Source organism: Rhodococcus sp. 7Tela_A2 (assembly GCF_049311045.1).
Taxonomy (GTDB): domain Bacteria; phylum Actinomycetota; class Actinomycetes; order Mycobacteriales; family Mycobacteriaceae; genus Rhodococcus.
Window position 1 is genome coordinate 1 of sequence record NZ_JAXION010000005.1, and the last position, 26,478, is coordinate 26,478.

22 protein-coding genes and 1 pseudogene are annotated in these 26,478 nt (G+C 67.5%); 6 read left to right on the forward strand and 17 right to left on the reverse strand.

What is annotated here, in order from left to right:
* Window positions 1-61 precede the first annotated feature (61 nt).
* Genes TVH25_RS01795 through TVH25_RS01830 form a run of 8 tightly spaced genes read right to left on the reverse strand, consistent with a single transcriptional unit; the run spans window position 62 to window position 6,473 of the window.
* Window positions 62-898: a methylamine utilization protein gene (locus tag TVH25_RS01795; RefSeq protein WP_422423225.1), complete on the reverse strand. Its 837-nt coding sequence runs from the start codon at window positions 896-898 to the stop codon at window positions 62-64.
* Between the two features lie 47 nt (window positions 899-945).
* The gene (locus TVH25_RS01800; protein ID WP_422423258.1) at window positions 946-1,278 is read right to left on the reverse strand and encodes a plastocyanin/azurin family copper-binding protein; all 333 of its coding nucleotides are present in this window, start codon (window positions 1,276-1,278) and stop codon (window positions 946-948) included.
* Window positions 1,279-1,292: 14 nt separating this feature from the next.
* Window positions 1,293-1,634, reverse strand: coding sequence for a cupredoxin domain-containing protein (locus TVH25_RS01805; RefSeq protein ID WP_296551048.1), 342 nt, complete (start codon window positions 1,632-1,634; stop codon window positions 1,293-1,295).
* 10 nt (window positions 1,635-1,644) lie between these two features.
* Complete coding sequence (locus TVH25_RS01810; RefSeq protein WP_296551049.1) at window positions 1,645-3,231, reverse strand: multicopper oxidase family protein; 1,587 nt, start codon at window positions 3,229-3,231, stop codon at window positions 1,645-1,647.
* The gene (locus TVH25_RS01815) at window positions 3,228-4,541 is read right to left on the reverse strand and encodes a hypothetical protein (protein WP_422423226.1); all 1,314 of its coding nucleotides are present in this window, start codon (window positions 4,539-4,541) and stop codon (window positions 3,228-3,230) included. Before TVH25_RS01815 ends, TVH25_RS01810 begins: the two co-directional genes overlap by 4 nt.
* On the reverse strand, window positions 4,538-5,227 hold the full coding sequence (locus TVH25_RS01820) for a methylamine dehydrogenase light chain (protein WP_206036962.1): 690 nt from the start codon (window positions 5,225-5,227) through the stop codon (window positions 4,538-4,540). Before TVH25_RS01820 ends, TVH25_RS01815 begins: the two co-directional genes overlap by 4 nt.
* Before the next feature lie 29 nt (window positions 5,228-5,256).
* Complete coding sequence (locus TVH25_RS01825; RefSeq protein ID WP_169621220.1) at window positions 5,257-5,856, reverse strand: redoxin domain-containing protein; 600 nt, start codon at window positions 5,854-5,856, stop codon at window positions 5,257-5,259.
* Window positions 5,857-5,897: 41 nt separating this feature from the next.
* Entirely contained in the window at window positions 5,898-6,473 is a 576-nt protein-coding gene (locus TVH25_RS01830) for a MauE/DoxX family redox-associated membrane protein (protein ID WP_296551051.1), read from the reverse strand.
* A gap of 375 nt (window positions 6,474-6,848) precedes the next feature.
* Between TVH25_RS01830 and TVH25_RS01835 the strand changes: the two genes are divergently transcribed.
* Both TVH25_RS01835 and TVH25_RS01840 read left to right on the forward strand, forming a co-directional pair.
* Window positions 6,849-8,396: an APC family permease gene (locus tag TVH25_RS01835; protein ID WP_296551052.1), complete on the forward strand. Its 1,548-nt coding sequence runs from the start codon at window positions 6,849-6,851 to the stop codon at window positions 8,394-8,396.
* Entirely contained in the window at window positions 8,393-9,145 is a 753-nt protein-coding gene (locus tag TVH25_RS01840; RefSeq protein WP_422423227.1) for an IclR family transcriptional regulator, read from the forward strand. Before TVH25_RS01835 ends, TVH25_RS01840 begins: the two co-directional genes overlap by 4 nt.
* On the opposite strand, the gene TVH25_RS01845 is transcribed toward TVH25_RS01840, so the two are convergent.
* From TVH25_RS01845 to TVH25_RS01860, 4 genes are all read right to left on the reverse strand, one after another.
* On the reverse strand, window positions 9,129-9,824 hold the full coding sequence (locus tag TVH25_RS01845; RefSeq protein ID WP_422423228.1) for an aspartate/glutamate racemase family protein: 696 nt from the start codon (window positions 9,822-9,824) through the stop codon (window positions 9,129-9,131). The two genes, TVH25_RS01840 and TVH25_RS01845, sit on opposite strands and share 17 nt — an antisense overlap.
* 4 nt (window positions 9,825-9,828) lie before the next feature.
* The gene (locus TVH25_RS01850) at window positions 9,829-11,343 is read right to left on the reverse strand and encodes an NCS1 family nucleobase:cation symporter-1 (RefSeq protein WP_422423229.1); all 1,515 of its coding nucleotides are present in this window, start codon (window positions 11,341-11,343) and stop codon (window positions 9,829-9,831) included.
* Window positions 11,344-11,408: 65 nt separating this feature from the next.
* Window positions 11,409-12,131 carry a GntR family transcriptional regulator gene (locus tag TVH25_RS01855; protein ID WP_169651914.1) on the reverse strand — a complete coding sequence of 241 codons (723 nt, stop codon included), beginning with the start codon at window positions 12,129-12,131 and terminating at the stop codon, window positions 11,409-11,411.
* A 150-nt stretch (window positions 12,132-12,281) separates the two neighbouring features.
* Complete coding sequence (locus TVH25_RS01860; RefSeq protein ID WP_422423230.1) at window positions 12,282-13,466, reverse strand: sigma-70 family RNA polymerase sigma factor; 1,185 nt, start codon at window positions 13,464-13,466, stop codon at window positions 12,282-12,284.
* Between the two features lie 159 nt (window positions 13,467-13,625).
* Here TVH25_RS01860 and TVH25_RS01865 point away from each other — a divergent pair, with 159 nt between their 5' ends.
* Window positions 13,626-14,522 (forward strand): oxidoreductase, encoded by an 897-nt coding sequence (locus tag TVH25_RS01865; protein ID WP_422423231.1) that lies wholly within the window; start codon window positions 13,626-13,628, stop codon window positions 14,520-14,522.
* Here TVH25_RS01865 and TVH25_RS01870 read toward each other — a convergent pair.
* The 3 genes from TVH25_RS01870 to TVH25_RS01880 form a co-directional block, all read right to left on the reverse strand.
* Window positions 14,509-16,836: a DEAD/DEAH box helicase gene (locus TVH25_RS01870; RefSeq protein ID WP_422423259.1), complete on the reverse strand. Its 2,328-nt coding sequence runs from the start codon at window positions 16,834-16,836 to the stop codon at window positions 14,509-14,511. The genes TVH25_RS01865 and TVH25_RS01870 overlap by 14 nt on opposite strands.
* A 68-nt stretch (window positions 16,837-16,904) precedes the next feature.
* Window positions 16,905-17,327 carry an organic hydroperoxide resistance protein gene (locus TVH25_RS01875; RefSeq protein WP_422423232.1) on the reverse strand — a complete coding sequence of 141 codons (423 nt, stop codon included), beginning with the start codon at window positions 17,325-17,327 and terminating at the stop codon, window positions 16,905-16,907.
* Between the two features lie 7 nt (window positions 17,328-17,334).
* The gene (locus TVH25_RS01880; protein ID WP_422423233.1) at window positions 17,335-17,790 is read right to left on the reverse strand and encodes a MarR family winged helix-turn-helix transcriptional regulator; all 456 of its coding nucleotides are present in this window, start codon (window positions 17,788-17,790) and stop codon (window positions 17,335-17,337) included.
* Window positions 17,791-17,949: 159 nt separating this feature from the next.
* On the opposite strand from TVH25_RS01880, the pseudogene TVH25_RS01885 reads away from it, so the two are divergent.
* Window positions 17,950-20,343 (forward strand): annotated as a pseudogene (locus tag TVH25_RS01885) (ATP-dependent Clp protease ATP-binding subunit); the annotation flags it as partial.
* 101 nt (window positions 20,344-20,444) lie between these two features.
* On the opposite strand, the gene TVH25_RS01890 reads toward TVH25_RS01885, so the two are convergent.
* Window positions 20,445-21,836 (reverse strand): maltokinase N-terminal cap-like domain-containing protein, encoded by a 1,392-nt coding sequence (locus tag TVH25_RS01890; RefSeq protein WP_422423234.1) that lies wholly within the window; start codon window positions 21,834-21,836, stop codon window positions 20,445-20,447.
* Window positions 21,833-23,671, reverse strand: a complete 1,839-nt coding sequence (treS, locus tag TVH25_RS01895) for a maltose alpha-D-glucosyltransferase (RefSeq protein ID WP_296551058.1) — start codon at window positions 23,669-23,671, stop codon at window positions 21,833-21,835. Before treS ends, TVH25_RS01890 begins: the two co-directional genes overlap by 4 nt.
* A gap of 121 nt (window positions 23,672-23,792) precedes the next feature.
* Here treS and TVH25_RS01900 point away from each other — a divergent pair, with 121 nt between their 5' ends.
* Both TVH25_RS01900 and TVH25_RS01905 read left to right on the forward strand, forming a co-directional pair.
* The gene (locus TVH25_RS01900; RefSeq protein WP_422423235.1) at window positions 23,793-24,977 is read left to right on the forward strand and encodes an acyl-CoA dehydrogenase family protein; all 1,185 of its coding nucleotides are present in this window, start codon (window positions 23,793-23,795) and stop codon (window positions 24,975-24,977) included.
* A 380-nt stretch (window positions 24,978-25,357) separates the two neighbouring features.
* Entirely contained in the window at window positions 25,358-26,440 is a 1,083-nt protein-coding gene (locus tag TVH25_RS01905; protein WP_422423236.1) for a 3-deoxy-7-phosphoheptulonate synthase, read from the forward strand.
* Window positions 26,441-26,478 lie beyond the last annotated feature (38 nt).

Below are 26,478 nucleotides of genomic sequence, written 5' to 3' on the forward strand. Positions count from 1 at the left end.
GGCCCCCCGCCGGGCCCCCGGAGCGGCCACGACCCGGGGCACCTGCGTCGGTATGCCCGCGTCAGATCAGCGAGATCGCGGCGAACGCGGCGAGGCCGACCAGAGCGGCACCGGTCACGGCCTGCACGCGCCGATCGACGAGGCACATCACCGAGAGGAAGGCGGGCATCGAACCGCCGCGGCGGGTGTGGGCAATGGCAGCGACGCTCGGCATGCAGCGGCCGAGGGACACGACGGTGAACATCGCGGCGCCGAGGGCGGGCGACCCGACGGCGAGCACACCGAGCACGAGCAGGTAGTACGCGCTGGACCGGATGAAGATCAGGAATCCGGGGCCGATGATCGCGCCGAACAGCAGCGACACCTTCCACGGAGACATGGTCCGGCGCAGGTGCCGGGGCAACTGCTGCCGTCGCATCGGAGCAGGCATCGACACGACGCCGATCTCGTGCAAGCCGTAGGCCAGCGCGAACACGGCCCATCCGAACAGCAACCACAACGGAGACAGGTTTGCCGCCGTGACCGAACCGAGGGCGCCGAGGGCAGCACCGGTGACGGCACCGGTGGTCACCGACCCGAGCGCGTGCCAGCCCAAGCGGCGGACAGGTGTGGACGCACCCTTGCGTCCGGGTTGCTTCGGAGCCGCGACGACACCGGCCACGGACATTCCGCAGGTGGACCAGTTCGCCGCGAGTGACGTGACGAGCCCGGCGCCGACGACTGCGGCGGTCAGAGCCGTCGCTGCCGTCGGGGCCGCGAGCGTCGCGGCACCGGCGCCGGCCACTGCGGCACCGACGGCCAGGCCGAGCCGCGCAGTGGTGGATACGGCACCCGCGAGCGTCGGGCGGATGTCGGGGAGATCGGTGGAGATCGGTTCGTGGGTGAGGACGGTGGTCATCGGAAACCTCCAGAGTCGTTGCTGTGTATGAAAATCCCGCTCGTTTCTCAGCGGACGGTGACCGTTCCGGTCATGTACGGGTGGATCGAGCAGGTATAGGTGTAGGTGCCGGGACGGTCGAACGTGTACGAATAGGTGCCGTCGCCGGTGATCCCGCTGTCGAACTCGCCGGGCGACTCCACGTGGTGGAGGAGGCCGCCGTCGTCGAACCGCCATTCGACGGTGTCGCCGACTCCGACCGTGGCGTCCATCGGACTGAACTGCACATTGCTGATCTCGATCACCGCGTCGGGAGTGTCTGCGACGGCGCATCCCGTCAGGGGCACTGCGGCGATCCCGGCGGTGATCGCCCAGCGTCCGATTCGGTTGTGGTGCAGCATTACCGGCTGCCGCACTACTGGACGATGACGGTGCCGACCATCGACTTGTGCGGCGTGCAGTGGTACGTGTAGGTGCCCGGATCGTCGAAGGTGTACTCGTACGTGCCCTCGGTGAGCAGTTCGCTCTGCAGAATGCCTTCGAGCGGACCGTCACCCGCGACGTCGTGGGGCAGGCCGTTGTCGTCGAAGCGCCACTGCACGGTCTGCCCGGCCTCGATCGTGACCGAGGCGGGCGAATAGGCCATGTTCGCCACATCGATGACCACGGCAGGTTCGTCCGAAGTGTCGGACGAACCGCACGCGGTCAGCGCGGCGGAGGCGACCAGTGCCACGGCAAGGGTTGTCAGTTTCTTCACAGCTGTCCTCTCATCGGATGTACCGCAGGTTCGCGGTCATCCCTGCCTCGAAGTGATAGGCATTGTGGCAGTGGAACATCCACTCGCCAGGATTGTCGGCATCGAACTCGATGGCGAGTTCGGTGCCGGGGAGCACGTTGACGGTGTCGCGCCGGAGTCCTCCGTACTCCGGCACCGCGAAGGTGTGTCCGTGCGTGTGCATCGGGTGCCACATCGTGCTGTTGTTCGCCATCGTGATGCGGATCCGTTCGCCTTCGCGCATCACCAGTTTTCCGGCGTCCGGCCCGGCCATACCCCATACGTAGCGGTCCCCGGCCTGGATCAGCTCCACCCGGTAATCCCTGTCGGGCGAACGAGATTCCAGGCGGACCGAATCGGCCGGCCGCAGTGCGCTCTCGGGAAGCAGACGTCCGCCGAGTTCTGCGATCGAACCCCCGACGTCGGGGTTCGGCAGCGGCGCGGCGTCGTTCGAGCGCAGTACCGACGACGCATACCCGTCCCGGCCCTCGACTTTCGCGACGATCGGCCACGCACCGGACTTCAGCGTGACGAGCACGTCGTACCGCTGCGCCATCCCGATGATGAGGGTGTCGGTGGTGGTGGGAGTGACGTCGAAGCCGTCGGCGGCGATCACGGTCAGTTCGTGGCCCGCCACCGCGAACCGGTACGGCGTCTCGGCGGCGGCATTGACGATCCGCAACCGCACGCGGCTGCCGGGTGCAGCCGTGACGACCTCGGGGTCGTTCGGCGGCCGTCCGTTGATCAGGTGCAGCGGGTATCCGATGTGCTGGGTCATGCCCCCGAGAGGCACGGACGAACCGTGCCCCCCGTTCACCAGTGTGTGCGCCACCGACGATTCCTCCGGAGAGGGTTCCGCCGGCGCGCCCCCGCCGTGGCCGCCGTGACCGCCGTGCCCACCCGTCATCGCGGGATTGAGAGCGGCCAGTACCGCATCGGGGGTCGTCCCGAGTCCGTCGACCCAGTCGTCGAGGACCAGGGTGAAGTCGACGTCGGCGCCCGACGTGTCGTCGGGGTCCTCCACCACCAGTGCCCCGAAAAGGCCGCGGTCGGCCTGTAGCCCACTGTGCGAGTGGTACCAGTGCGTGCCCGGGTCGGGAACGACGAAGTCGTAGAGGAAGTCGCCGCCCTGACCGATCGGATCCTGGGTGGCCGGTGCAGCACCGTCCATGTCGTTGCGGATCCGGATGCCGTGCCAATGAACCGTCGTATCCGCAGGGAGGTCGTTGCGCACCGACACGAGCATCTTGTCGCGCACGCTCGCCCGCAGTTCGGGTGCCACCGCGCGACCGCCGTACGACCACGTCTCGACGAGACGTCCGCCGAGGTCGACGGTCGCCACCGCTGCCGTCAGTGAGGCAGCCACTTCACGCCCGTTCCACCCGCGCGCCTGCTCCGCAGCCGCAATCTCGGGATCGGTGGCGGTGATGTAATCAAGCGGGGTGGCGGGATCCGCCGCCGGGCCCGAACCGCAGGACGCCGCACCGAGACCCAGAACTCCGAGTCCCACCGCGCCGGCTCCGAGGGAGCCGACGCGGAGGAAACCGCGGCGATCGAGGGTAGGGCCCGAACGAGTCATTCCAGCACCTGTGGGGTCAGGAGGGTGCTGACGTCGTCGACGGTGCCGGTCACTTCGGCCGAACTGACCTTGTCGCCGGTCTCGGCGGAGACTCCGACGATCGTCTGTGCCGATTCGCCCTCCACCTCGGGTCCGTCGCCCACCACGTACAGCGTCTCACCGTCGACCGAGAAGGCCATGCTCGAGATGCCGGTGAGCCCGAGCGTCGCCAGATCGAGGGTCTTCACGGGCGCGAACGTGGCTGCGTCGTAGAGGTCGATCTTCACGACGTCACCGCCGCGAGCGGAGTGGGGGTGGACCACCGAGTCGGTGTACTCGATTGCGATCCGGGTTCCGGTGTTGTTGATGGCATTGCCCGCGAACCGCCCGGAGTCCTGCCCCGCGTTGCCGATCGGCGTTACGGGGTCCGACGGGAGACCGTTCGAGAAATCGAGGACGAACACGTCGCCGTTCGCCCCCACCAGCAGTGCCGAGTCGGCGTCGTCGGCCCAGGTGACCGTGCGGTTGCTGACGAAATCGTCGGGCAGGACCTTGGCCCGCGCGGTCTCGGTGGGAACACCCGCGTCGTCGATCGAGATCTGGATCAGCTCGCGCGTGTCTTCGCAGACGCTGTAGAGCTCGTGCCCGACCATCCAGGTGAACGGGCCGCAGCCGATGATCTGGAGTGCCCCGCTCTCCTTCTTCGCCTCGAGGTCGACGACCCGCACGCCGTACAAGCCGTCGTCCCAGGTCACGAAGTACTTTCCGTCGGAGGTCACCGCATTCGAGCCCGGCCGCGAGTGGACGCGCGCGTAGTCGGGGAGGAGGACCTCCGACGGCTCGAGCAGGTTGCCCGAGTACGTGCTGACGGTGAAGTCCGCGGCACCGCGCGACCCGCGGGGGCGCCACACCTCGGCCGCGAGAACGGCGGGGTCATCGGGCGTATTACCGACGAATCCGTGGATCACCGGATCCCAGATGCCCGGGCCCACGACGAAACGGCTTCCCGCGACGCCGGTCACGGGATCGAGCGCATTGAGGCCGATCTCGAGACCGTAACCGTCACCGACGGCAAGCAACTCGGTCGACTTGATCGGCTCGATCTCGGAAACGTGCACCGGTTCGGGGAAGGTGGAGCCGATCTCCTGGTCCTCGCTACCGAGACCGATGCCCTCACCGGGTGTCGTGAAAGGCACGGTCGGATAGGTGACCTCGCCGGCGGCGGGACTTTCGTCGTCGCCCGAACTGCATCCGGTGAGAACGATCGCGGCGGCGAGCGGAACGGCGATCGCGGCGGTACGGGGAATGCGCTTGCTGGATCGAGATGTCATGCTCCGGCACCGACCTTCGGACGAGCTGCGGGGCGGGTCTGGCAGTCCTCGCCGATGATGGGCGCCATCGTGCAGGTGTACGCCTGGGACTCGTCCGAGACGCACCAGATGATCTCCTGGTCGTAGCTGCCGGAGACGGGGTTGTACATGATGGCCTGCATGTCGGGTTCGCCGCAGAAGGCGTTGGAGCACGACGGTGCGCCACAGCAGTCGTAATAGGCGATCAGGTAGGTCTTTCCGGTGTCCGGGTTGGTGCAGCAGCCCACCCAGAACTCGGCGCCCGGGCGGCTGCCGGGAGCGCAGGTGGTCACACCGCCGCCGTTGCACGCCGCGCACGAGGTGCCGTCCATGTTGCACCAGCGCCAGTACTCGCACTCCGCCGGATCTTTGCCGTCGAACGTGATGAACTGCGGATCCGGGACCTCGGGGGGCGCGGGCTCCGGCGGCAGTTCCTGTGCCATCGCGCTACGGGTGACCGGCAGCGAGCTGATCAGCGCGACACCCGAGACACCCATTGTCCAGCGGCCGATCTTGCTGAGCATCGAACGGCGCGAGGTGCTTTCGGACAGCTTGCGTCCTGTGCGGCTGACGAAGGATCCACCTTTGCCCGCCATCCAGTCCGCTTGTTCGCGGACGGTGTCCTCATCGACCGGATATCGGTTCTCGGTCATGTTGTGTTCTTCCATGGCATAGGCTCCTTCTCTCTCGGGACGGGTCAGGCAGACTTCGCCTGCGCATGCAGGTGCTGGAGGGACGGAGTGCCGGACTCGAGAGCGTTGAGCAGACTCTCGACCTGGGCCATGTGGTTGCACAGGCCTTTACCGCGGATCTTGCCGTGCTCGTCGAGGATCACCCCGTACGGTGTGGTGCCCACCTGGTAGGCGATGCCCACGTCGCGGGCGTCGATGTAGCTCAGTTCGTCGCCGATATTGCTGCCGGCCAAGAACTCCCGGTGTTCCTCGGGCGTGCCGTCCGAGACGATGACGACGTCGAGATCGGTTTCGGCGCGGGCCATCGCACGCAGGCCGGGCAGCAGACTCTTGCAGGTGCTGCAACTCGGCGCGGTGAACATCAGCAACTGCGCCTTGTCGCGGTGCCCGCCCACCCGCACGGAGCGGCCGACGTGATCGACGAGCCCGGCGAACGACGGGCCGGCCTGCTCGACCTTCGGGCCGGTATCCATCATCCGCGCTCCGAGGGGACCGAGCCGGACCTGGACGCGGCCGATCTCCCGTGCGAGCGCGAGGGTCATGAGGAACAGCAGTGCGACCGCGACGGTCAGCACCACGACGGCCACCAGCAGAAATGTTGTCATCGAAGTAGTCCTATCTGTGCAAGGTGGGGCTGAAGAGAGGGTTAGGAGCCGTACCGCGACTCGGCGCTCACAGCGCGGAGTTTGATCGACGCGGAGGTCAGGTAGTCGTCGACCGGACGCCGGCCGACGTGCACGACGGCTTTGATCTGCACGACCGCGACCACAGCCAGTACGACCAGCAGGCCGCTCGCCGCTCCGATGAGTCGCTCGAGCGGAGCGATCTCCGCGGAACCGGTCGCCGCGAGGACGAGTGCGGCGACGGCGAACGATGCCGCGCGGACCGCGTGGAACCACCCGATCCTCGGCACTTCGTGGGCAGAGAACGCGAAGCAACCGCAGTCGAGATCACGCCGCCCCCGCGCCAGGTTCGCTGTCAGCCCGAACGCGAAGGCGGCGAACAGCAGTGCGGCGCCCGACGCCGCCCACACACCGGCGATCCCGAGGATCAATGCGGTTCCCACCAGAACCTCGACGAGCGGCAGCGAACCCGCCACCACACGTTCCATTCGGTGCGGCAGCAGCCGGTACCCCTTCACCACGGTCAGAAGCCCGTCCCGGTCGCGGAGCTTCGGAATGCCCGCGAGCAGGAGCGTCCCCCCGAGTATCGATGCGACCATCGCCCACAACATGGATCACGCCCTCTCTGTCGTCGGGCCAATCCTGATGAGCAGATGCGGCACTTTTGCGTCGCGCAGGAAAACACTGTGCGGTCGCCGAGTGGAAAAGTGTCCTGCAACGTTCCGGACCTGTTTGTGCTGGTCACCCGGGGCGGGGTGTGACGCGGATCGCGGCGGAGGGCAGGAAGGCGGCGTTGTGGCAGGTGGCGGGGGCTTCCCCGATTTCCACTTGGATTCACACGACCGTCACGTGCGCCACACTTCTGAAACGAATGAGACAAATGAGGCGAAGAAACCAAGTGGAAACACGGGAGTTCTACTGTTTCCGCTGGTGGCCCGGGTCCGAAGACGGGCCGACGGACGATCGGAGTGCCCGTGGCGAGCGGCAGGCGTGGCGGTGGTGGGTCACGGATCGGTGGTGCGCTGGGAGCGGCGATCGCGCGATCCCGGAATACGGCACCGGCCGTCACACCGGTGTTTTCTCCCCTGCGGGCGCTGAACCGACGTCAACTCTCGCAGATCGACCTGATCGGTCAGTCCCTGTCGACGGTGGCCCCCGCGACGGGAATGATCTTCATCGCCTCGTGGATCATTTCCGCCGATCCTGGAGTCGCAGGGCTGGCGGCGATCCTCGGCACCACCGCGGTGGTCGTCGCGGTCGCGTTCTGCATCTCCCAGTTCACCCGCCGGCTCGCTGCCGCGGGGTCGTTGTACAGCTTTGCGTTCCAGGGACTTCCCCGGCGTGCCACCCTCACCATGGGCGCGGCCCTGCTGCTCGGTTATCTCGGCATCGCGATTTCGGTTCTGGCCAACTCCGCGGTGAGCCTGCTGGGAATCGCCACCGCTCTCGGTAGTGCCGTGTCCGGGACTGTACCGCTGCTGGTGTGCGCGGGGCTCGTCGCAGGTGTCGTCGCGACCATTGCGGTGCGCGGTGTCCGTCTCGCGACGCGGGCGATCCTCGTCGTGGAACTGTGTTCACTGGTGGTCATCTGCGCACTGATGGTCACCGACTCCGGGACTCCGACCTCCTCGGTCGCACCCGGCACCGCCGCAACGTTGCCGTTCCTGGCGCTGATGGTGGTGTTCGGGATGGCGGGATTCGAGAGCGCGGCGTTCTTCGGGGCCGAGGCCAGGCGACCCCTGATCACAGTGACCCGGGCAGTGCTGGTCACCCCGATCCTGTGCGGAACAGTTTTCGTCTTCGCCGGATGGGCCGCACTGACCGGGCACGCGGACGTGGTCGTGGCCGCGTATTTCGAGGGCACTGCCTCGGGAGCGAGCACTGCGATGGTGGTGGCGGTCAAGGTCGGAGTGACTTTCTCCTGGTTCGCATCCGCCCTGGGATGTGCGCAGGCGGGTTCGCGGCTGTTGCTGGCGATGGGCATCGAGGGCACCGTTCCACGACGCCTGTCCCGTGTCCATCGACGGTTCCGCACACCGTATGTCGCAGTGATCGTGTTCACCGCCGCGGTGGTGATCGGCGCGTGGATGTACCTGGTGATCTTCCTCGGCGACTCGATCGTGTTCGACGGTTTCGTCGAGGTCGCCGTGGTCGGTGCCTACACGTTGCTCGCCGTCTCGTGTCTGAGGTTCCTGCGACGTATCGGCGAGGATGCCCGCACGACCACCGTGGTCGCAGTGGGTATCGCCTGCGTGGGCGCCGGACTGCTCGGATATCTCACGCTCTCCGGGATCAGCGACGGGCAGTGGGGGATACCGACCGCCGTGCTCGTCGTCGGACTGGCCGGCGTGGTGTGGGCGGCCGTGCTGAAGCGGCTCCGGCCGGAGTCGCTGGCGACGATGGGCGCCTTCGACAGCCCGGAAACCACCGACCTGCTGCCCGGCGCAGGCGAATTGGTACTCGACGACGACGGACGACCGCAACTCGTTTCGGCTCATTCGCTGCCGGGGGACCGGCGATGACCACCCAGTCCGACGCCGCAGTGGGGTTCGGTGGGCAGCAGCCCAAGGCTGTACAGAAAGCACTGGGAATGCTAGAGGCCGTGGCGCATCTCGGACCGGGTGCCACAGCGAAGGAAATCGCCCACTTTGCCGATGTTGCCCCCACGACCGCCTACCGGATGCTCAATCTGCTTGTTGCCGAAGGTTTCCTGGTGCGCGTACCCGACCTGTCGGGCTTCGCTCTCGGGCGGCGCACCGCCGAACTGTCCCGTGCCGCGGTGGAGACGGACACCTCACCCACACTGCACGAGACGGTCGAGGAGTTGCGCTCGCACACCCGTTTCGGGTTGCACGTGGCCTCGTTCGCCGGTGGCAGGCTGCGGTTCGTCGATCAGGACCCCGACCACGAGATCGTCGGTATCGCGCTGCTGGCCAAGAACCTTCACTCGAACGCGCTCGGAAAGGTGATGCTCGCCCACAATCCCGGGATGAGCGTGGGTCTCGAACTCCGCAAACTGACCGAGTACACCGTCTGCGACCCGGATGTTCTCGAATCGGAGCTGTCCAGGACCCGGCTCGTCGGTCACGCGTTCGAGAATCAGGAATGCCGCGTGGGACGATCGGCGCTGGCCGTGCCGATCCGCAACCACGATGCCGAGGTGGTCGGGGGGCTCTGCTTGCAGGGGTCGCCGCTACGCGTGTCCCCGGCGGAGTACGACCAGCTGACATTCCTTCACGACGGCTCGCGGCGCCTCACCGGATTGTTGTGAAGCTCTGCATCATTCCGGAATAACGTTTCGGAGGCGGAGGCGCGAACTCACCGCGCTTTCCTCCGGTGACGAGTCCCATCGTGACCAGCGACTGCACCGTCAGCGTTGCCGCGGTGACACCGTCGACGACGGGGACGCCGAGGTCGGCCGAGATCCGGGCGCACAGGTCTGCCATCCCGGCGCAGCCGAGCACCACGACGTCGGATCCGTCTGCGCACAACGCGTCGAGACAGGCTTCCGTGACGATCTTGCGAGCGTCCGGATCGGTGTCGAGCGCCAGCACGGGGACTTCGCACGCGTGCACACCCCGGCACGAGTCGCGCATGCCGTACCGGCCGGCAAGGTCCCGGGCCCGCCCGGTCGTGCGGCCCAGTGTCGTGACGACCGAGAAACTCCGGCCCAGAAGGGTCGCGGTGTGCATGGCGGCCTCGGCGATTCCCACGACCGGTCCGGTCGCGATCTCCCGCGCCGCATCGAGACCCGGGTCGCCGAAGCAGGCGATCACGTAACCGTCGACACCGTCGCGCTCTCCCTTCTCGATCTCCGCCAGCAGACCGGGGACGGCAAGTGCTTCGTCGTAGTGGCTTTCGATGGACGGCGGTCCCATCTCCGGGCTGACCGCCTCGATCTTGGCGGTCATCGCCCACGTGGTGTTCGGGTTGACGACCTTGAGGAACATGCGATCAGACGGCTTCCTGCGCGGGGGCGGTCTCGGGGATGCGGACTGCCCACCGGGTGCGGGTCGCGAGCAGGTGGTAGACGACGAAGCCGAGCCCGCACCCGATGAACCAGCTGTATTGCGCAGCGGTGCTCATGCCGGGGGCGCTGTTGAACAGCACCGGGGTCATCGCGACGGCCGCACCGACGACGGTGGCGACGACCGCAGCGGGGTTGTAGCCCTTGCTGTACCAGTAGGCGCCCTTCTCGGACATCGTGAACAGATCGTCGACGATCACCTTCTGCTTGCGGACCAGGTAGTAGTCGGCGATGAGAATGCCGAACAACGGGCCGATGAAGGCACCGAGGGTTTCCAGGGTGTAGTGGATGACCTCCGGGTTGTTGTACAGATTCCACGGGGTGATGAGGATCGAACCGACCGCGGCGATCATGCCGCCCGCCCGCCAGCTGATCTTCTGCGGGCTGACATTCGAGAAGTCGAACGCCGGCGAGATGAAGTTCGCGACGATGTTGATGCCGATCGTGGCGATCGCGAAGGTGAGTGCTCCGAGGACGATGGCGAAGGTGGAGTCGATACGGGCGACGGTTTCGACCGGGTCGGTGATCAGTTCGCCGTAGACCGGGAGCGTCAGCGACGCGGTGATCACCACGAGCAGCGAGAAGACCAGGAAGTTGAGCGGGAGACCGAGGAAGTTGCCCTTCTTGACGGCGCCGAACGACTTGCCGTACCGGGAGAAGTCTCCGAAGTTCAGCATGGGGCCGGAGAAGTACGAGACCACCAGGGCGATTGCGCCGAGCATGACCGGCACCGACGACCAGCCGGTGTGCGTGACATCGCCCAGCGTCAGGTCGATCGCACTCCAGCCGGCCTTCGAGATCAGGTATCCGCACAGCAGGAACATCACGACGTACACGGCGGGCCCACAGAAGTCGATGAAGCGCCGGATGGACTCCATGCCGCGCCAGAACACGCATGCCTGCAGCACCCACAGGGTGAGGAAGCTGACCCAGCCGAGAGCGGACAGCCCGGCGAACCCGTAGTCGGCGACCACGGCGTACGGGGCGAGCGAGGGAAACAGCTTGATGAGCACCACGTCGAGTGCGGCCGAGGCGAGAAAAGTCTGAATCCCGTACCACGCCACCGCGATCAGTCCGCGGATGATGGCGGGGATGTTCGCACCCAGCACGCCGAAGACACTGCGGCAGATCACCGGATAGGGAACACCGGTGGCCTGGCTCGGTTTGGCCACGAGGTTGCAGAAGAAGTAGACGATGGTGATGCCCGCCAGGAGGGCGACGAGGACCTGCCAGCTCGCCAGGCCCAATGCGAACAAGCTCCCGGCCGTGACGTAGCCGCCGACGCTGTGTACGTCGGACATCCAGAACGCGAAGATGTTGTACGAGCCCCAGCGCTGGTTCTTCAGCGGTGCCAGGTCGTCGTTGGTGAGCCGCGGATCGTAATCGGCGGCGGACGGACCCGGAACGGGGGCGTCGTCGCGTGGTATCAGCACTTCGGTCATGGGTGCTCCTGGGCGGTGGGGAAACTCGATGCGCCGAACGCTAATTGCGCGAGGTTGCCGCAGGATTACCCGAACTGTATATCTTCCGCGGGCAGCAGCCCGGCACCTGCCGCAAGCGTCGCGATGGCTGCGTCGAGGCGCCGGTTGTGATGCTCGTAGGCCGCGAGCAGTTGCTCGGTGTCACGCGCGAGGAACGCGTCGAGCATGGCCTGGTGTTCGTGGTGCAGGTCGGCACGTTCCGCGTCGCTCACGTGCACCATCGGCTGGACCGGTTCGGTGATGTTCCAGGCATATTCGAGCATGTGCAGAAGCCGGTGCATCCGGGACGGGCGAGCGAGCGTCATGTGGAACACGCGGCTCTCGCGGTGATAGGTGTGCGAGTCGTGCTCGTGCACTGCGCGTTCGAGTATTTTGTGTGATTGCTCGGCGAGCCGGTAGTCCTCCGGGGTGGCGTTGTGCACAGCCGCCGCGAGCGAGGCCGATTCGAGTGTTTCCCGGACGAGATACAACTCGCGCAGTTCCTCGGCCGTCAACTGGGCGACGGTGTACCCGTGATTCTGGCGATGGGTGACGAGTCCTTCACCGATGAGGGTCTTGAGTGCCTCGCGGACGGGGATGCGGCTGACTCCGAACATCTCCGCGACCTCACCCACCGGTATAGGTGTGCCCGGTGGTGCTGCGCCCGAGAGAAACACGCGCCGCAACTCCTCGAGGATCGCGTCCTGGGGCCGTCCGGGTACGTCCACTCGGAGCCGGTCGACAAGCACCGATCTGCGACGTGGCGCCACGGCGGTGGCTCCTTCCTGTCCGGCGAACACGGGCGACGACGACGCGACGGTAAGCCCCTGATGTGTCCGCTGCGTCTCGCTCGTGTGACAGCGACGAGTCGCCGGGCCCTCGGTCGACGCCGAGAACACCAACCGGCATCGGCGGGTGCGCTAGGGGGCCGCTGCCCGCGTGGTCGTCGGGAGCGTGGCGCGCGTCGTGGGCTGGGGCGTGGTCGCGGGGCGCTCGTCCCGCTCCTTGTCCTCCGAGCGACTGTCGTCCTGGGGCTTCGTCCGCCGCGGGTACCGAGTGATGTCGCGGGTTGTGGACGTGACCGACACCTGCTGAGAGGTGGGTGGAGAGGTGCGGGCAGAGGTGGTGACCACGTTTTCCTCGACCGGAATCACCGTGCCGGCGCCGGCGTCGGCACCGGGGTAGACGGTGGTCTCGACGATGGGTTCGGCTGTGGTGCTAGAGATCGGGGGTTCCGTCGTCGGCGTCTCGGATCTGCTTACGGGAGAGGCCGTGACGACGGGTGTCTGGGACGGGGGAAGATCCACCGAACGGGACGTCGGAGAGGGTGGTGCCGACAATTCCTCGGGTTCCGAACCTGGCAGGACGACCACGGCGACTACGGCGAGGACCAGCACCGCTGCCACCGCGGCGATCGCTGCCGTTTTCCGGCGCCCACGGCGGGCGACGGGGAATCCGTTCCGGTTCAACGGTTCGATACGGCGTCCCATGTCGGCGAGTTCCGTGTCGAGGGGCGTTGCCGTGAGCACACGGTCGCGCAGGCGGCGGGGGAGCGGGACGGGCGGCACGGCCGCGAACAATCCGGTCGCATTCGGAACGGCCGGTACCGCCAGGTCGACCGCTTGCTGAGCGCGAGCGAACGGGCGGCCGTCTCCGGCGGCGGATCCGAGGATCGCGTCGATCTCCTGGTTGGTGAAATGATGGCGCACCGCCAGTTCGAGGACCTCGCGTTCGATCGCGGCGAGGCTGCCCACCGCGTCGCGGACCGCGTACAACTGGGGACGGAGCGGTGGCGCCGCGGGATCGGTGGCGGGAACGAAGCCGACCGTGCCGGCAGCACGCCCGGGCTGCGCACACTCGGAGCGGACGATCGCGTAGAGCCACGCCCGCAACAAGCCGGTGTCGCGGAGAGCGTCGATTCGGCGCACCGCGATCCAGATCGAGTCGTGCACGACATCGGAGGCAGTCGATGCGTCGACGAACCCGCAGGCGTACGCGAACAATCCGGGCGCGTACAAGTCGTACAGCCGTGCTGTCGCCGCGGGATCTCCCTGCCGCAGTGCCTCGCCGACCTCGCGGTCGGCAGACCCGTTCCGGTACGCCATCGATGCAACCCCTCCCCTTCGTCCGCGCCCCCGTGTGCCCCTGCGGGACTCGCGCCCGGGTGCACTCTACGAGGCGCGGGGCAGACAGGGAATGCCTCGGTCCGGCGAGAGTCCGGCGAGCCCTGTTGCCGGTTCGGATGCGTACGTAGTGTGCGGGGTATGGCGGCATGGACAGCGAACGACATTCCCGATCAGAGCAACCGCACGGTCGTGGTGACCGGTGCGAACAGCGGCCTCGGCGCCGAGACGGCGCGGGCGCTCGCGCGTGCCGGCGCCCAGGTGGTGCTGGCGTGCCGCGACGTCGCGAAGGGAGAGGAGGTGGCCGCGGACATCGGTCCGAACGCGCAGGTGCGCAAAGTGGACCTCGCCGACCTGTCGTCGGTGCGTGCGTTCGCCGCGGACCTCGCCGCGACCCACCCGACCATCGATGTGCTGGTCAACAATGCGGGCGTCATGGCGGTGCCGCTGCGGCGGACCGCCGACGGCTTCGAGATGCAGATCGGCACCAACCACCTCGGCCACTTCGCGCTCACCATGCTCCTTCTCGGGCGCATCACCGATCGCGTCGTCACCGTGAGCAGCACCATGCACCGGATCGGCAAGATCGATCTGGACGATCTGAACTGGGAGCGGCGCCGCTACGAGCGGTGGCCCGCGTACGGCCAGTCGAAGCTGGCGAATCTCCTGTTCGCCTACGAGTTGCAGCGACGGCTCACCGCGCACGGATCACCGGTGAAATCCTTTGCGGTACACCCGGGTTACTCGTCGACGAACCTGCAGTACCGGAGCGAGTCGCGGTACGGGAAGCTCGTCGAGTGGGTGACTCCGGTCATCGGTCAGTCGGCCGCGATGGGAGCACTCCCGTCCCTCTACGCCGCGACCGCCGCGGATGCGGAACCCGGCGGTTTCTACGGGCCCGGCGGCCTGTTCGAGATGCGAGGACACCCCGGGAAGGTGCAGTCCAACGCGCGGTCGCACGACCGGGGCGTCGCCGCGAGCCTGTGGTCGCTGTCCGAGCAGTTGTGCGACGTGCGGTCACCGCTCACGTCAACGTGAACGACACGGGAGGCAGGGCGTCGCGGCGGCACAGACCGGTCTGGTCGACGAGGTCCAGGGTGCGCAGGTAGCGACGTACGAGATCACCCGCGGAGAGCCCCGATTCCGACGCGACGCGCAGCGCTGCGGCAAGGCCGTCGCCGCGGGCCCAGCTGTGGACGGCCCCGACGGCCACCGGGTCCGGGTCGGGGCTCACCGTCAAACCGTGGCGCTGTTCCGCTGCCGCCAGTTCGCCCCAGAGGCGCGTGGTGACGCGCAGGGCCTCGTCCACCGCCGGGGTGGTCCGTCCGGACGCCGCGGCGGTGCGGTGCCGCGTCTCGCCGAGCACGGTCGAGACCACTGCCGCGAGCTCGCAGGGTTCGAGCCCGTCCCATGCTCCGGTCCGCACGCATTCGGCCACCAGAAGGTCGCTCGTGCAATAGATCCGGCCGAGCCGTCGTCCGTCGTCGGTGACGTACGCCGACTCACCGGCCGGGTCGAGGATCACGTAGCCGCGTTCCTCGAGCACGGCGAGGGTGCGATCGAACGTGGTGCGCAGACGTCCGGTGACGCCCTCGATCCGCACGCGCATTCGTTCCGTGTCGGTGACCAGGGTGCCGAGCCGGCCCGCGACGGCCAGGAGGTGCGCCCGGTCGGGCCGCCGGTGGCCCGGGTGTGAACGCACCGCGCGGGCGAGCGCGGTGACGGTGTCCGCGGATGCCGTGGTGCGCGCGAACGCGAGACGCTCGTACAGACTCCGGTATTCGGTGAAACCTGCTGCATCGGCGAGTTCGGCTTCGAGGTCGGCGATCAGCGCGGTATTCGTCCGTACCGCGTCGGACAGCGCGCGCACCGATCGCTCCGCCTGGAATTGGGCGAACGAACGGTCCAGAAGTGTGCGTGCGCCGTCGAGGCCGACGCGGTCGATCAGATTGACGCAGGTGTTGTAGCCCACGCGCAGCGAGCTGTGCAGGGGATAGGCGCGCGTCGAGGCGAGTCCGGCAACGGTGGCGGGGAGGGTGTCGGGCTGCCAGAGCACCACGGCGTGCCCCTCCTCGTCGATCCCGCGCCGACCGGCGCGGCCCGTGAGCTGGGTGTATTCCCCGGGCGTCAGGCGCACAGGTCCGGCTGCCGTCGGTTTGACGAGACGTTCGAGTACGACGGTGCGGGCCGGCATGTTGACCCCCACCGCGAGGGTTTCGGTCGCGAACACCACGCGGACGAGCCCGCGCGTGAACAGGTCCTCGACCGCGTGCCGGAATGCCGGAACGAGGCCGGCGTGGTGTGCGGCGAATCCACGCTCGAGCCCCTCGATCCAGTCGGAGTAGCCGACCGCGTCGAGGTCGGCCGGGGGCAGAGAAGCCGTGTGCCGGTCGGCTATCGCGCGGATCTGCGGGACCTCCGCCGCCTCGGTGAGACGCAGGGAAGAGTCGAGGCATTCGGTGACGGCGGCGTCGCATCCCGACCGGCTGAAGCGGAACCAGATGGCGGGCAGGAGTTGTTCGGCCTCGAGCCGCGCCACGATCTCCGGGCGATCACCGCCCGCGGGAAGGGGTGCCGAGGTCCGGCGCTTACGGCGTTTCCTTGCTCCGGGGGATGGAGCGGCGTCGGCGAGTTGCCGATGTGCGATGTAACGGTCGAGGGTGTCGTCGATGGTCCCGGTGCCGGGGGAGAAGAGGGCGAACAACCGCCCCCCGGCGAGCATGTGCTGGGTGAGCGGGACCGGGCGGACCTCGTCGACGATCACGGTGGTCTCGCCGCGCACCCGGCGGATCCATGCCCCGAATTCTTCGGCGTTGCTCACCGTGGCCGACAGGCTGGCCAGCCGCACCGAGCGGGGAAGGTAGAGGATCGTCTCTTCCCAGACCGCGCCTCGTTCCCGGTCGGCCAGATAATGCACCTCGTCCATCACGACGTGGGTGAGGCCGTCGAGGAGGGGGGAGCGGGAATGCAGCATGCTGCGCAGGACTTCCGTCGTCATGACGACGACGGGGGCGTGCGGGTGAAGGGTGATGTCCCCGGTGAGCAGGCCCACCTCGCCCTCACCGAATCGCTCGACGAGGTCGTTGTACTTCTGGTTGCTCAGCGCCTTGATGGGCGTGGTGTAGAAGCAGGTGCCGCGAGGAGTGGAGTCCCGGGACGTGGGTGAGCTCTGACGAGACTCGAGCGCGAGGTAGGCCGCGAACTCACCGACCACCGTCTTCCCGGCTCCGGTCGGGGCGCAGACCAGCACGTCTCGGTTCTCTTCCAGCGCACGGCAGGCGTCGATCTGGAAGTCGTCGAGCGTGAATCCCACCTCGGCCGCGAACTTCGCGAGCCGCGACCCGTCCTGCATACCCACGTGTCCACGCTACGCGGACGCGGCGTGGACACGTGGTGAGGCCGGGTGGCCCGGGTAATCGGTCAGTCTTCGGAGATCTCGAGGGTGACCTCGATGTTGCCGCGGGTCGCGTTGGAGTACGGGCACACCTGATGAGCCTTCTCGGTGAGCTCGCGGGCCTGTTCGGCGGACAGCTTCGGCAAGGTGACCTCGAGGGTGACGGCGAGGCCGAATCCGCCACCGTCGGTCGGGCCGATACCGACGCGGGCGCCCACGGCGGAGTCACTGATGTCGGCCTTCTCCTGACGGGCGATCATCTGCAGTGCCGAGTGGAAGCACGCCGCATAGCCCGCGGCGAACAGCTGTTCGGGGTTGGTGCCTTCGCCGTTGCCGCCCATCTCGGTGGGCATGGCGAGGTCGACCTCGAGCTTGCCGTCGCTGGTGCGAGCGTGGCCGTTGCGTCCGGCTCCGGTGGCGAGGGCTTCTGCGGTGTAGAGGATCTTCATGGCGGTCCTACCTTTCCTCGGGGGTGTCGCCGGCTGCGTGCTGCAGCGCGGCGGTCAGGCGGTGGAGCGTGTCGCGGAGTTCGGCGAGTTCCTTGAGTTCCAGACGGCCTGCGCGCGCCACGCAGCCGGGGATGCCCTCGGCTTCTTTCCGGAGCGCGTTGCCGGCGTCGGTGAGGCGTACGACGACACGTCGCTCGTCGTCGCGTTGCCGTGTCCGTTCGACGAGCCCGGCCGACTCGAGTCGCTTCAGAAGAGGCGACAGTGTGCCGGTGTCGAGGTCGAGGGCGTCGCACAGGTCCTGCACTCCGCGCGCGTCGCGTTCCCACAGTGCGAGCAGTACCAGGTACTGCGGGTAGGTGACGCCGAGTCGGTCCAGGAGCGGCCGGTAGACCGCCGTGGTGGCGCGCGACGCGCGGTAGAGCGCGAAGCACACCTGCTGATCGAGAGCGAAAGGATCCGACACGTGAAATAAAGTAGCGCACCGTTGTGTTGTGCACAATACAAAGTCTTCTCGTTCGCCGTGACGTAGCTCACCTTCATTTGCCCTAGGGCTTCGGAATTGATGAAGTGTTCGGCACGTTAGTTGAGTGAGTAAGGCTCAAGTCAAGAGAAAGGCTTCGGAATGACGGCATTCTTCGGGCCTGGCGGACCCGGCCGAATCGACCTCTCCCGCTTCATGAGCCGCGGTACGCAGGAACTGATGGCGGTCGCGGCTCGCTTCGCCGCAGAACGCGGCGACGCCGACCTCGATGCGCTGCACCTCCTCCGCGCCATGGCGGAAACCGATCCGGCCCGCACCGTCATGGCCCGCTCCGGAGCCGATCCGGCCGCGGTCGTCGCGGCTGTCGACCAGCGGTTGCCGCAGAGCAACCCGGACTCCGGCGTGTCGGCTCCCGCACTCAGTGGGGCGGTCAAGACCGCGTTGCTGGAGGCACATCAGCTCTCGCGCGCGCTCGGCTCGACCTACATCGACCCCGAGCACGTGTTCTTCGCGCTCGCCGCGGACCAGACCCGCGCCCCGGGACGGTTGCTCGCCTCCCTCGGTGTCACCCCGCAGTCTCTGCAGACGGCGCTCCAGCCGGTGCCGCCGGCCGAAGCGGGTGGCGACTCCGCGACCCCGACGCTCGACCAATTCGGTGTCGACCTCACCGAGCGCGCTCGGAGCGGTGGCATCGACCCCGTCGTCGGCCGCGCCGACGAGATCGAGCAGACGCTCGAGATCCTGTCCCGCCGCACCAAGAACAACCCGGTTCTCCTGGGCGAGGCAGGTGTCGGCAAGACCGCGATCGTCGAAGGGCTCGCCCAGCGCATCGTGGACGGCGAGGTGCCGGAAAACCTGCGCGACAAGCGAATCGTCCAACTCGACCTGACCGGCATGGTGGCGGGCACCCGCTACCGCGGCGACTTCGAGGAACGCCTCACCAAGGTGCTCGACGAGATCACCGCACAGTCGGGCGCACTGATCGTCTTCATCGACGAACTTCACACCGTCGTCGGCGCCGGTGGCGGCAACGACGGGGCGATGGACGCGGGGAACATCCTCAAGCCCAAGCTCGCCCGCGGCGAACTGCACATCGTCGGTGCCACGACACTCGACGAATACCGCAAGCACATCGAGAAGGACCCGGCGCTCGAACGGCGCTTCGGTCCGGTGATGGTCGGTGAGCCGAGCCGTGAGGACACGGTCGCCATCCTCCACGGACTGCGTGACCGGTACGCCGAATTCCACGGTGTCCGCTACACGGACGAGGCCCTCGACGCCGCCGTCGACCTGTCGGTGCGATACCTGCCCGACCGGCACCTGCCGGACAAGGCGATCGACCTCGTCGACCAGGCCGGTGCGCGGTTGCGGCTGCACACCCCGCGCGTCGACGGTGCACAGCTGCGGGACCGGCTCGTCGAACTCGAAGCCGAGAAGGACCGCGCGGTGCAGGCCGAGGACTACGAGGAAGCCTCGCGCGTCCGCGACGAGATCGTCCGGATCCAGCAGCGCATCGACTCCGGTGCGCCGGCTGATGCGGACGTCCCGGTGGTCGGCACCGAACTGATCGCCGAGGTCGTCTCGCGCGCGACGGGAATCCCCGTCACGCAGATGACCAAGGTGGAGAAGGACCGTCTCCGCACACTGGAGGACGAGCTGCACAAGCGCGTCATCGGCCAGGACGAGGCGGTGCGCGCGGTGGCACGTTCCGTCCGCCGGAGCCGCTCGGGCATGAGCGATCCGCATCGCCCGGTGGGCAGCTTCCTGTTCCTCGGCCCGACCGGCGTGGGCAAGACCGAGCTGGCGAAGGCGCTGGCCGAGGTCCTGTTCGGCGACGAGCGCAAGATGCTGCGTGTCGACATGAGCGAGTTCGGCGAACGACACACCGTGAGCCGTCTCGTGGGCGCACCGCCCGGGTACGTCGGCTACGGCGAGGCCGGTCAGCTGACCGAGCAGGTCCGTCGCAACCCGTACTCGGTCGTGCTGCTCGACGAGATCGAGAAGGCGCATCCGGATGTGTTCAACACCCTGTTGCAGGTGCTCGACGACGGCCGTCTCACCGACGGTGAAGGCCGCACGGTGGACTTCACGAACACCGTCGTCATCATGACCAGCAACCTGGGATCGGACATCATCTCCAGCCGTGGTGGGGCCATCGGGTTCACCACCGGCGACGCGGAGGCGGAAGAGAAGCCGCTGCGCGACCGGGTGATGGGACGGCTACGCGAATCGATGCGGCCGGAGTTCCTCAACCGCATCGACGAGATCGTCGTGTTCCGCAGGCTCGACGACGCACAGTTGCACCGGATCGCCGATCTCCTGCTCGACGAGAGCCGGAAGCGGCTCCAGGCCAAGGGCATCGAGATCGACTTCAGCCCCGAGGCCGTGGAGTGGATCGCCCGTCACGGGCACCAGCCCGAGTTCGGTGCCCGCCCGTTGCGGAGGTCCATCGCACGGGTTGTCGACGACCGCATCGCGGATCTGCTGCTCGACGACACGCTGGTCGAGGGCGGACGCGTCGAAGTCGACGTCGCCGGCGCCGCACGGGAGGTGGAGGGGGGGTGTGCTTCCGAAAAACGGGGGGGGGGGTGGCCGGGCCCCCCCCCCCCCCCACCCGCCCTTTCGTACGTCGGTCGTCAGGCTTTGCACAACCTCCGGATCGCATTGAGGGGCAGACGGAGCCACGACGGGCGGTGCCGCGCTTCGTACACCACTTCGTAGACGGCCTTGTCGATTTCGTACGCACGGAGCAACGGCCCGATGTCGCGCGGATCGGATCCGGATGCTGCGGCGTACCCGTCGCAGAACGCGGCGGAGTTGCGTTCTGCCCATTCCCGCGCCCGGAACTCACGCTGCGCCGTGGCGCCGTCGGGATCCCGCTCTCGCACCGAATGGTGGGCGGCGTAATCGAACGAACGCAACATCCCCGCGACGTCGCGGAGCGGGGTGTCGGGATGCCGGCGTTCGACAAGGGACTTGGCGGGTTCACCCTCGAAGTCGATGAGCAGCCACCGTTCCGGTGTGCGCAGCACCTGCCCGAGATGGAGGTCGCCGTGGATGCGCTGCACCGTGACGGGACCGAGCGCGGCGGCTTCGTCGAACCTCGCCTGTATCGCGGGCACGAACTCCACCAGTTCCTCGACCTCGGCGGCGGCGGCCTCGAGCCTGCGGCTCATCGCGGCCGCAAGTCCGGACGCGGGACGCTGGGATTCCCCGAGCGCGGCGGCGAGATCCGAATGGACCTCGGCGACCGCCGTCCCCATCCGGTAGGACTCACCGGCGAAATCCGTACCGACCTCGTCGGCCCGGAGATCCCCTTCGATGAGGAGATCGCGGATACTTCCGAGCGCCATCGCCCACCCGTCCGCGGAATTGGCGGCGAAATCCTGGGCCATCGCGAGCGTCGTGCGGACACCTTCGACATCGGCGTCGATCCACGCACGGATCGGTGCCACGGAGCGGCAGCCCACTTCGGTCAACGCGAGGTGCAACTCCACGTCGGGGTTGATACCCAACGTGAGACGACGGAACATCTTGAGCAGGAGGCGTTCGCCGAGTACGACGGACGTGTTCGACTGCTCCGCGCCGAGCGGGCGCCCGCGCATGCCCGCCTCGAACTCCGCGCCCGGGAGGGTGTGGAGATCGACGGGCCCCTTCGGGCGGCCACTGCTCAGGCTCTGCGCGTACAGGCCGATGATGTCCTGGTCGTGCAGACCGTCGTAGACGAACACGCTGTGCCCCGCGTCGTCCGGTGTCGCCAACGTCCACGGAGCCAGATCGTCCGGCAGGTGCGATCGGTACCCCAACGGCACCTGGTAGATATGCTCGGCAGTGTCCTCGAAGTCGACGGCCACCAGGACGTGGTCGGCGCCGAACCCGGGTTCGTCGGCGAGTGTCTGCCGCAACACGATCCGCACGCCGGTGATGGTGTGGCCCTTCGCGGCGAACCAGCGCTGGCGTGGGAGCCAGTGTGCCAGGCCCGCTTCGAGGTCGGCGTCCGGATAGCGGCTGTCGTTCTGTTCGGTCATGGCTGCACCGCCGCTTCCGCTTCGCTGCTGACGGGATGTGATCCTGCGCCTTCTGTCGTGGGATCCGGTTGCAGAGCGAACCAGAAGAACCCGTGACCGGGGAGCGTGAGCATGTAGCCCTCCTCGGTGATCGATGGGAACGGCACCGACCCGGTGAGCTCGACCGGGATCCACCCGACGAACCTCGACAGATCCAGCACCACGGCCTGCGGATAGCGGGAAAGGTTGTTCACGCACAGGATGACGTCGCTGTAGTTGCGATCCGGGGTCGTTTCCATCTCCCGGAGATACGACAGGACCGCGGGGTTGGCGCTGCCGAGTTCGGTGAACGCCGCCTTGCCGAACGCGGGGTGCTGCTTGCGGACCTGAATCATCCTGCGAGTCCAGTGCAACAGCGAGTTCGTCGAGTTCAGCTGGGACTCGACATTGACCGCGTTGTACCCGTACGTGGGATCCATGATGGTCGGAAGATACAGCCGCGCCGGATCGGCGCGGGAGAAACCGGCATTGCGGTCGGGAGTCCACTGCATCGGGGTACGCACCGCGTCGCGGTCACCGAGCCAGATGTTGTCGCCCATGCCGATCTCGTCGCCGTAGTACAGCACCGGGGACCCGGGCAGGCTCAGCAGCAACGCCGTGAACAACTCCAACTGGTTGCGGTCGTTCTCGAGCAGAGGGGCCAGGCGCCTGCGGATCCCGATGTTCGCCCGCATCCGCGGGTCGGTGACGTACTCGGAGTACATGTAGTCACGCTCTTCGTCCGTCACCATCTCGAGCGTGAGTTCGTCGTGGTTGCGCAGGAAGATGCCCCACTGCGCGGTGCGGGGAATCGACGGGGTCTGCGCGAGGATCTCCGAGATCGGGAATCGGTTCTGGCGGCGAACCGCCATGAAGATCCGGGGCATGAGCGGGAAGTGGAACGCCATGTGGCACTCGTCGCCGATCTCCGGCTCACCGAAGTACTCGACCACGTCCGACGGCCACTGGTTCGCTTCCGCGAGCATGACCCGGCCCGGGTATTCGGCGTCCATCACCGCCCGGCACTTCTTCAGGAACGCGTGGGTCTCGGGCAGGTTTTCGCAACTGGTGCCCTCGCGCTCGAACAGGTAGGGCACCGCGTCGAGCCGGAATCCGTCGATGCCCAGGTCCAGCCAGAAGCGGAGGACGTCGAGCATGGCGTCCTGGACTTCGGGGTTGTCGTAGTTCAGATCGGGCTGATGCGAGAAGAACCGGTGCCAGTAGTACTGCTTGCGCACCGGATCCCACGTCCAGTTCGAGGTCTCCGTGTCCACAAAGATGATGCGGGCATCCTTGTAGGCCTCGTCGCTGTCGGACCACACGTAGAAATCCCCGTAGGGACCGTCGGGTTCGGCACGCGACTCCTGGAACCACGCGTGGGTATCGGAGGTGTGGTTCATGACCAGGTCCGTCACCACGCGGATACCGCGCTTGTGCGCTTCGTCGAGGAACGTCACGAAGTCGTCGACCGTCCCGAATTCCGGTAACACCGCGCGGAAATCGCGGATGTCGTAGCCGCCGTCCCGCAGCGGGGAATCGTAGAACGGGGGCAGCCAGATGCAATCGGCCCCGAGCCACGCGATGTAGTCGAGTTTTTCGGTCAGCCCCCGCAGGTCACCGGTCCCGTCGTGGTTCGAGTCGTTGAACGCGCGCACGAGAACCTCGTAGAACACCGCGGTCTTGAACCAGTCGGGATCGATCGGAAGGTTGCGTGCATGCGCGAAATCCTCGGACCGTGTCTCGACGATGTGCCCGTCGGGGGTGTGCTCGGGTTCCACAGCTCGGGCGGTCGGATCGGCTGGGCTTTCTGCTGGCATGAAACCTCCGGGCTCGTCATCGTGCAGGGCGGAACCTCAGGGTTCCCCGGCGTCGGCCGGTCCACACCCGGCCCGGCTGAAAGCGAGGTGAGGGCATGCGTGCGCGGATACATTGACGCCCATGACTGCGAATCGGCCGGAGGGCCGGGTGGCCGAACTGTGCACCCGGATGCGTTCCTTCATCGACGAGGAGGTTATCCCGCTCGAGCCGACATTGTCGCGGCAGGACGACGACGGCGCCGCGGCGCTGGACGGGCTGAAGAGCCGCGCGAAGGACCTCGGATTGTGGGCGCTCGGGCACCCGGAGGAGATCGGTGGCGGGGGAGTTCCGTTCCTGGACTTCGTCTATCTCAACGAGATCATCGGCCGGTCGGAGTTCGGTCAGCTCGCGGTGGGGTCGGTGTCGATGCAGGACGCGCTGATGCTGCATCGGCACGGCACCGAGGAACAGCGTCGTCGCTGGGTTCCCGGTCTCGTCTCCGGCGAGATCCTGCCGTCGGTCGGCATGACAGAGCCCGACGTGGCCGGCTCCGACCCGGTGCTCGTGCAGACGACCGCCCGTCTGGACGGAGCGGAGTGGGTCGTCAACGGCCGTAAGTGGTTCACCACCGGCGCCCGGCAGGCCGGCTACTGCACGGTGTTCGCGCGCACCGAACCCGACTCGACGCCGCTTCACCGCAGTATCAGCGCTGTCATCGTCCCGACGGATACGCCGGGCTTCGAGATCGTCCGGTCGATCCCCACGATGGGGTACGACCCGAGCGACCACTACGAGGTGCGCTACACCGACGTCAGGGTTCCTGCAGACAACGTGCTCGGGGGACGCGGCAACGGTTTCCTGGTCGCCCAGGACCGCCTCGGACCCGGCCGGGTCTTCCACTGCATGCGCTGGCTCGGGCAGGCGCAACGGGCATTCGAACTGATGTGTGCGCGCGCCAACGCCCGGTTCGCACACGGGTCGCTCCTCGCCGACAAGGGCGAGATCCAGCGGTACGTCGCCGAATCGGCCGCACAGATTCAGGCGGCGCGCCTCATGACGCTCGACGCGGCCCGGGTCATGGACGCTGGTGAGGACGCCCGGGTACAGATCGGTCTCATCAAGTTCTGGGGCGCGCGGATGCTGCACGACGTCGTCGACCGGGCGATCCAGGTACACGGGGCGCTGGGCCTGACCGCGGATACGCCCCTCGAGGCCATGTACCGGCGGGCACGGTATGCGCGCATCTACGACGGCCCCGACGAGGTGCATCGCATGTCGACCGCCCGCCGGATGCTGCGCGACCCGGAGCGAGTGCCGTGGCGGTAGGGACCGTCTCGTTCGCGCCGCCGAAGGGCGATCCGTTGCTCGGCACCGGGGAGCGGAACGGCGTCGCATACGGCCGCCTCGCGGAGGTGTCTGCTTGCCCGGGAACAGGTTCGGCGAAGATGCACCCGGACCCGAAGTTCCTGCCGGGGAGCGTCGGGGCGAGTCGGTGTGCCGCGTCACAGAACCGGTTCGGCGAGTTCTGGTAGAGTCCGTCGCTATGCAGCGCACCTATTTTTGGTTTAGCGGGCCGGCCCTGGGTGGGTCGGTCGGCGTGACCGCGCGCTGACTTCCTCACCCACGAGCCGGATACAGACCGGCTCGACGGGATCTCAGGGTTCTTCCGGGTCGGCTTCCTTCACCGAGAACAGGAACGCAACCCGATGAGCTCCACCACTGGAATCTCCACCACCAATCTCGACGAGCAGCGCACCGTGCGGGTGAGTCCGCTCGCCGCGCCGTCGGAGATCCGCGCCGAATACGCCCCTGACGCCGTCGTGGCGGCGACCGTGCGATCCGGCCGCGCCGACACCGTCAATATCCTGAACGGCACCGACGACCGCCTCGTCGTGGTGGTCGGCCCGTGCTCGGTCCACGACCCCGCCGCAGCCATGGATTACGCTCGCCGGCTCGCCGCGAAGGCTGACGAATTGCGCGACGACCTGCACATCGTGATGCGTGTGTACTTCGAGAAGCCGCGCACCACGCTCGGCTGGAAGGGTCTGCTCAACGACCCGCACCTCGACGGCAGCTACGACATCAACACCGGCCTGCGAATCGGCCGGAAGTTGCTGCTCGATGTGTCGAGCCTGGGCCTGCCCGTCGGCTGCGAGTTCCTCGATCCGATCCTCCCGCAGTACTACGCCGACCTGGTCACCTACGGCGCGATCGGTGCACGCACTGCCGCCAGCCAGGTGCATCGTCAGCTGTGCAGCGCCCTGTCGATGCCGGTCGGGATCAAGAACTCCACCGAAGGCGACGTGCAGGTCGCGGTCGACGGAACCCGCGCCGCAGGTGCGAGCCACGTGTTCCCCGGCACCGACCTCGACGGCCAGGCCGCGCTCATCCAGACCGTCGGCAACCCGGACTGCCACGTCATCCTCCGCGGCGGCAGCGCCGGCCCGAACTACGATGCCGAGACCGTCGCCGACACGATGGCGCGCCTGCGCAAGGGTGGGTTGCCGGAACGGGTGGTCATCGACGCGAGCCACGGCAACAGCAGCAAGAACCACGAGAAGCAGGTCGACGTCGTGACCGACATCGCCGAGCGTCTCGAAGCCGGAGAACAGGGCATTGTCGGTGTGATGCTGGAGAGCTTCATCGAAGCCGGCCGGCAGGACTTGACGCTCGGCTCGTCCGACGAGCTCGAGTACGGTAAGTCCATCACCGATGCGTGCATCGACTGGGCAACCACTGCAGTCCAACTCGACCGGCTCGCCGACGCGGTGCGTGCCCGTCGCGCCTGATCCACTCGGTTTTCTGCATTCGCTCCGACATCCACGTC

Coding starts and splice junctions, on each gene's coding strand:
- TVH25_RS01795 (WP_422423225.1), bottom strand. CDS start 898: ATGACCACCGTCCTCACCCACGAACCGATCTCCACCGATCTCCCCGAC.
- TVH25_RS01800 (WP_422423258.1), bottom strand. CDS start 1,278: ATGCTGCACCACAACCGAATCGGACGCTGGGCGATCACCGCCGGGATC.
- TVH25_RS01810 (WP_296551049.1), bottom strand. CDS start 3,231: ATGACTCGTTCGGGCCCTACCCTCGATCGCCGCGGTTTCCTCCGCGTC.
- TVH25_RS01815 (WP_422423226.1), bottom strand. CDS start 4,541: ATGACATCTCGATCCAGCAAGCGCATTCCCCGTACCGCCGCGATCGCC.
- TVH25_RS01820 (WP_206036962.1), bottom strand. CDS start 5,227: ATGGAAGAACACAACATGACCGAGAACCGATATCCGGTCGATGAGGAC.
- TVH25_RS01825 (WP_169621220.1), bottom strand. CDS start 5,856: ATGACAACATTTCTGCTGGTGGCCGTCGTGGTGCTGACCGTCGCGGTC.
- TVH25_RS01830 (WP_296551051.1), bottom strand. CDS start 6,473: ATGGTCGCATCGATACTCGGGGGGACGCTCCTGCTCGCGGGCATTCCG.
- TVH25_RS01840 (WP_422423227.1), top strand. CDS start 8,393: ATGACCACCCAGTCCGACGCCGCAGTGGGGTTCGGTGGGCAGCAGCCC.
- TVH25_RS01845 (WP_422423228.1), bottom strand. CDS start 9,824: ATGTTCCTCAAGGTCGTCAACCCGAACACCACGTGGGCGATGACCGCC.
- TVH25_RS01850 (WP_422423229.1), bottom strand. CDS start 11,343: ATGACCGAAGTGCTGATACCACGCGACGACGCCCCCGTTCCGGGTCCG.
- TVH25_RS01860 (WP_422423230.1), bottom strand. CDS start 13,466: ATGGCGTACCGGAACGGGTCTGCCGACCGCGAGGTCGGCGAGGCACTG.
- TVH25_RS01865 (WP_422423231.1), top strand. CDS start 13,626: ATGGCGGCATGGACAGCGAACGACATTCCCGATCAGAGCAACCGCACG.
- TVH25_RS01870 (WP_422423259.1), bottom strand. CDS start 16,836: ATGCAGGACGGGTCGCGGCTCGCGAAGTTCGCGGCCGAGGTGGGATTC.
- TVH25_RS01875 (WP_422423232.1), bottom strand. CDS start 17,327: ATGAAGATCCTCTACACCGCAGAAGCCCTCGCCACCGGAGCCGGACGC.
- TVH25_RS01890 (WP_422423234.1), bottom strand. CDS start 21,836: ATGACCGAACAGAACGACAGCCGCTATCCGGACGCCGACCTCGAAGCG.
- treS (WP_296551058.1), bottom strand. CDS start 23,671: ATGCCAGCAGAAAGCCCAGCCGATCCGACCGCCCGAGCTGTGGAACCC.
- TVH25_RS01900 (WP_422423235.1), top strand. CDS start 23,793: ATGACTGCGAATCGGCCGGAGGGCCGGGTGGCCGAACTGTGCACCCGG.
- TVH25_RS01905 (WP_422423236.1), top strand. CDS start 25,358: ATGAGCTCCACCACTGGAATCTCCACCACCAATCTCGACGAGCAGCGC.